General features: G+C 37.6%; 5 protein-coding genes. All 5 read left to right on the forward strand.

The genetic code is table 11. The features are described 5' to 3' along the window. The first annotated feature begins 601 nt into the window (after window positions 1-601). Window positions 602-1,639, forward strand: coding sequence for a sugar-binding transcriptional regulator (locus BAU17_RS03030; RefSeq protein WP_161901345.1), 1,038 nt, complete (start codon window positions 602-604; stop codon window positions 1,637-1,639). Between the two features lie 38 nt (window positions 1,640-1,677). Then, on the forward strand, window positions 1,678-2,679 hold the full coding sequence (gene gap, locus BAU17_RS03035) for a type I glyceraldehyde-3-phosphate dehydrogenase (RefSeq protein ID WP_161901346.1): 1,002 nt from the start codon (window positions 1,678-1,680) through the stop codon (window positions 2,677-2,679). A gap of 98 nt (window positions 2,680-2,777) precedes the next feature. Next, the gene (locus BAU17_RS03040; protein ID WP_161901347.1) at window positions 2,778-3,968 is read left to right on the forward strand and encodes a phosphoglycerate kinase; all 1,191 of its coding nucleotides are present in this window, start codon (window positions 2,778-2,780) and stop codon (window positions 3,966-3,968) included. 27 nt (window positions 3,969-3,995) lie between these two features. Next, on the forward strand, window positions 3,996-4,751 hold the full coding sequence (tpiA, locus tag BAU17_RS03045) for a triose-phosphate isomerase (protein WP_161901348.1): 756 nt from the start codon (window positions 3,996-3,998) through the stop codon (window positions 4,749-4,751). Window positions 4,752-4,863: 112 nt separating this feature from the next. After that, window positions 4,864-6,113, forward strand: a 1,250-nt coding sequence (gene eno, locus BAU17_RS03050; RefSeq protein WP_161901349.1) for a phosphopyruvate hydratase, incomplete at its 3' end; no start/stop codon positions are given.

The raw sequence follows: 6,113 nt of genomic DNA on the forward strand, positions 1-6,113 counted from the left end.
CGAATATAATTGTATTTGTTTACTCATCATTATCTCATTTTAGTGTCTATTTTTGGTGCGAATCTCCTAGGTATTTTCTGGGAGCATCACATTCGCACTCACTGGAAACTAGAATAAGCAGTTCTTATACAATTATAGTAACAATTAATTTATCCAAATAAACAAACTCATATATATTATAAGGGAATGGCTAAGTTTTATAAATGTTTTAATATGATATTTTTCGAAATCTCAATATTTTCTATGTTTGTTATAAATCTAGTAAGTTTATTTAGATAAAATAGAGGAGTTATCACCTAACTGAAAGTACAATCGTTTACAATAAATCCAACATCGCTCTTTCGAAAAACTCACTATGTATATGATACTTACGTTTAATAGAATGAACTTGTAGTTGGTTAAAGGGCTTATTCACTTTCTTTTTACAATAAATGAACAAATTTTACCTTTTTTCTTTAAGGTATTAGTTGATTAATAAAGGAGAACATGCTAGAATTAGGGATGTAAGGAATTGAGAATGATTTATAAATTCGCTTTTTTTTATAATACATGGGTCATATTAAGTCTATCTAGGACGAAAAGTGTCCAACGGAGGTTGCATATGCTTGATGAATTAAAATTGTTTGAAGCAATCGCGCCAGATATTTTGACAGTTATCCAAGAAAGATATCGGATATTACAAAATATTTATTGGATGCAGCCGATTGGGAGAAGAACTCTTTCTGAAAGTTTAGACCTAACTGAACGTGTATTACGAACAGAAACGGATTTATTGAAGAAACTTGATTTGATAGACAGTTCTAAAAGTGGCATGATGTTAACGGCAAAAGGCGAGGAAGTCTACAATCGTTTAGGTAGTATGATGGAACAACTTTTCCGCGTACATCAAATCGAAAAACGTTTAGCGACGTATTTCGGCATTGATCGTTGCTTTATTACAGGTGGCGACAGTGACCAGCAAGTAAAAGTCATCGGCGAATTTGGACATTTATTGTCCGAAGCCTTAAATACTCAATTGCCAAATGGAAAAAATATCATTGCAGTAATGGGTGGTACCACAATGGCAAAAGTTGCGCGAGAACTCTCTAATTTGGAGACTGAGCAACGCGAGAATTTATTTGTACCCGCACGAGGTGGTATAGGTGAGGCTGTAAATGTACAAGCAAATTCAGTTAGTGCAGAAATGGCTATCCGTACGAATGGCAAATATCGCTCGTTGTACGTACCTGAACAATTAAGCAGAGCTACGTATGATTCCTTAATGCAAGAGCCTTCTATATTAGAAGTATTGAACTTGATAAGTGAAGCGAATTGTGTTATTCATAGTATTGGGAAAGCATTACACATGGCTGCACGTCGAAAAATGACCGAAGAAGAGATTTTAATGCTGAAGCAAAAAAATGCAGTAGCGGAATCTTTTGGTTACTTTTTTGATGAAGAAGGACAAGTAGTTTACAAAATCCCACGAATTGGTCTACAATTAAAGGACATACAAAATATCCCTTACGTATTTGCGATTGCAGGTGGTAAAAGTAAAGCAAAAGCCATCCACGCATACATGAAAAATGCACCAAAACAAACATGGCTCATTACAGATGAAGCTGTGGCAAATGAGATTTTAAAAGGGGCAACCCTTTAAAATAAATTTTTATGATTTTCATAAGGAGGAAATCTTAAATGACAGTTAAAGTAGGTATTAATGGATTTGGACGTATCGGACGCTTAGCATTCCGTCGTATCCAAGATGTAGAAGGAATCGAAGTGGTTGCAATCAACGACTTAACAGATGCTAAAATGTTAGCACACTTGTTAAAATATGATACAACTCAAGGACGTTTCAACGGTACAGTTGAAGTTCACGAAGGTTCTTTCAATGTAAACGGAAAAGAAGTTAAAGTTTTAGCTAACCGCAACCCTGAAGAATTACCATGGGGCGAACTAGGCGTAGATATCGTTCTAGAATGTACTGGTTTCTTTACTTCAAAAACTGCTGCTGAAAAACACTTAACTGCAGGTGCTAAACGTGTTGTTATCTCAGCTCCTGGTGGAGACGATGTACCAACAATCGTTTACAACACAAACCATGAAATCTTAACAGGCGAAGAAACAGTTATCTCAGGTGCTTCATGTACTACTAACTGCTTAGCTCCAATGGCTAAAGCGTTAAACGATAACTTCGGCGTTGTTGAAGGTTTAATGACAACTATCCACGCTTACACTGGTGACCAAATGACTCTTGATGGACCACACCCTAAAGGTGACTTCCGTCGTGCTCGTGCGGCTGCTGCAAACATCGTTCCTAACTCAACTGGTGCTGCTAAAGCAATCGGCTTAGTAATTCCAGAATTGAACGGTAAATTAGATGGAGCTGCTCAACGTGTTCCTGTTGCTACTGGTTCATTAACTGAATTAGTAACTGTTTTAGACAAACAAGTAACTGCTGATGAAATCAATGCAGTAATGGCTAAAGCTGCTAACGAATCTTACGGATATACTGAAGACGAAATCGTTTCTTCTGATATCGTGGGTATGACTTACGGTTCATTATTCGATGCTACTCAAACTCGTGTAATGACAGTTGGCGACAAACAATTAGTTAAAACTGTTTCATGGTATGATAACGAAATGTCATACACTGCACAATTAGTTCGTACTTTAGAATACTTCGCTAATTTATAAGATAGTTAATATCTAAAATTGCAGTATATCAAAGCGGGGAAGCGACGCGCTTCTCCGCTTTTTTTAAAGAAGAAAGACCGATATTAGGAGGCAATTTCATGGCTAAAAAGACTGTACAAGATATTGATTTAAAAGGTAAAAAAGTTCTTGTCCGTGTTGACTTTAACGTTCCTTTGAAAGATGGCGTTATTACTGATGACACACGTATTAAAGCAGCTTTACCAACAATCAAATATGTATTAGACCAAGGTGGAAAAGCAATTCTATTTTCTCACTTAGGACGTGTAAAAACAGAAGAAGATAAAGCTGGTAAATCTTTAGCACCTGTTGCAGATCGTTTAGGCGAATTACTAGGTAAAGAAGTGACATTCGTTCCTGAAACTCGTGGTGAAGCATTAGAAACAGCAATCAACAACTTAGAAGACGGCGGCGTAGTTGTTTTTGAAAACACACGTTTTGAAGATGTAGATGGTAAAAAAGAAAGCAAAAATGATGCTGACTTAGGTAAATATTGGGCTTCATTAGGTGATGTATTTGTGAATGATGCATTCGGTACAGCTCACCGTGCACATGCTTCTAACGTAGGGATTGCTTCAACTGGTATTCCGACAGTAGCTGGTTTCTTAATGGAAAAAGAAATTAAATTCATCGGTGAAGCAGTTGAAGAACCTAAGCGTCCAATGGTGGCAATTTTAGGTGGCGCAAAAGTTTCAGATAAAATCGGTGTTATCGAAAACTTAATCCCTAAAGCAGATAAAATTCTTATCGGTGGTGGAATGACTTATACATTCTATCGTGCAAAAGGAATTGAAATTGGTAAATCTTTAGTTGAAGCTGATAAAGTGGATTTAGCAAAAGAATTAATTGAAAAAGCTGGAGATAAATTAGTATTGCCAGTTGATTCAGTAACTGCTGCTGAATTTTCAAATGAAGTACCAACTGAAGTGCATGAAGGTGCAGTACCAGCTGATCAAATGGGCTTAGATATCGGTCCTAAAACAGTTGAATTATTTGCAAACATCTTAAAAGATGCGAAAACAGTCGTTTGGAATGGTCCTATGGGCGTATTTGAAATGTCTAACTTTGCTAAAGGTACAATTGGTGTTTGTGAAGCTATTGCTAACCTTACAGATGCAACAACAATTATCGGTGGAGGAGATTCTGCAGCAGCTGCTGAACAATTAGGCTTTGCGGACAAATTTACTCATATCTCTACTGGTGGCGGTGCAAGCTTAGAATTATTAGAAGGCAAAGAATTACCAGGCTTAGCAGCAATCAACGATAAATAATCGATTTTTTTCAAAGGAGTGTCATAAATGCGTAAACCTATTATCGCAGGTAACTGGAAAATGAACTTAACAGCATCAGAGGCAAAAGCTTTTGCAGAAGCTGTAAAAAACAACATCCCTGGCAATGACAAAGTAGATTCAGTTATTGGTTCTCCAGCACTATTTTTAGAAACATTAGTAGATGCTGCAAAAGGGACTGATTTGAAAATCTCAGCTCAAAACTGCTACTGGGAAAATTCAGGAGCGTTCACAGGTGAAACTTCACCAGCTGCATTAGCAGATTTAGGCGTTGACTATGTAATCATTGGTCATTCAGAGCGTCGTGAATATTTCCACGAAACAGACGAAGAAATCAACAAAAAAGCAAAAGCTATTTTTGCAAATGGTATGACACCAATTCTTTGCTGTGGTGAGTCTTTAGAAACTTATGAAGCAGAAAAAACTGCGGAATGGATTGAAGGACAAATCACTGCTGGTTTAGCTGGTTTATCAGATGAACAAGTAAGCAATTTAGTTATTGCTTATGAGCCAATCTGGGCAATCGGTACTGGTAAATCTGCTGATGCAACAATCGCTGACACTATTTGTGGCGTTGTTCGTCAAACTGTTGAAAAACTTTATGGTGGCGAAGTTGCTGCAAAAGTTCGTATTCAATACGGTGGTTCTGTTAAACCAGAAAATATCGCTGAATACATGGCAAAAGAAAATGTTGATGGTGCTTTAGTAGGTGGCGCAAGCTTACAACCAGAATCATTCTTAGCTTTATTAGACGCTGTAAAATAATTCGTTTACAATTTCGAATTTCATTTGCAGTATTGACTAAAATTCATTAAAATAGAAGTATCTACAGGGAAGAATCCCTTACGATAAAACAAACTCAAAGGAGAGACAACACATGTCAATTATTACTGATGTTTACGCTCGCGAAGTCTTAGACTCACGTGGTAACCCAACAATCGAAGTAGAAGTTTATACTGAATCAGGTGCGTTTGGTCGCGGTATGGTTCCTTCAGGAGCTTCAACTGGTGAACACGAAGCGGTTGAATTACGTGATGGCGATAAAGACCGTTATTTAGGTAAAGGAGTATCTAAAGCTGTTGATAACGTAAATAACGTAATCGCAGAAGCTATCATTGGTTACGATGTTCGTGATCAAATGGCTATCGATAAAGCAATGATTGAATTAGATGGCACTCCTAACAAAGGTAAATTAGGCGCGAATGCTATTCTTGGTGTTTCTATTGCTGTTGCTCGTGCAGCTGCTGACTTCCTAGAAATTCCTCTATACCACTATTTAGGCGGATTCAATACAAAAGTTTTACCAACTCCTATGATGAACATCATCAATGGTGGTTCTCACTCAGATGCGCCTATCGCATTCCAAGAGTTCATGATTTTACCAGTTGGTGCACCAACATTCAAAGAAGCTTTACGTTGGGGTGCAGAAGTATTCCACGCTTTAGCTAAAATCTTGAAATCTCGTGGTTTAGAAACTGCAGTTGGTGACGAAGGTGGTTTCGCTCCTCGTTTTGAAGGAACTGAAGACGGTGTTGAAACAATCTTAGAAGCAATCAAAGCTGCTGGTTTAGAACCAGGTAAAGATGTATTCTTAGGATTTGACTGTGCATCTTCAGAATTCTACGAAGATGGCGTATACAACTATGCTAAATTCGAAGGCGAAGGCGGAGCAAAACGCACTGCTGCTGAACAAGTTGACTACCTAGAAGAATTAGTTAACAAATACCCAATCATCACTATTGAAGACGGTATGGATGAAAACGACTGGGATGGATGGAAACTATTGACTGAACGCCTAGGCGATAAAGTTCAATTAGTTGGTGACGATTTATTCGTAACAAACACTGAAATCTTAGCTAAAGGTATTGATCAAGGTATTGGTAACTCAATCCTAATCAAAGTTAACCAAATCGGTACTTTAACTGAAACATTCGAAGCTATCGAAATGGCTAAAGAAGCTGGCTATACTGCAGTTGTTTCTCACCGTTCTGGTGAAACAGAAGATTCAACAATCGCTGATATCGCTGTTGCAACTAACGCTGGCCAAATCAAAACTGGTTCTTTATCACGTACTGACCGTATTGCGAAATACAACCAATTATTACGTATCGAAGACCAATTAGGTGA

Source organism: Candidatus Enterococcus willemsii, from assembly GCF_009933335.1.
Classification (GTDB): Bacteria; Bacillota; Bacilli; order Lactobacillales; family Enterococcaceae; genus Enterococcus_F; species Enterococcus_F willemsii.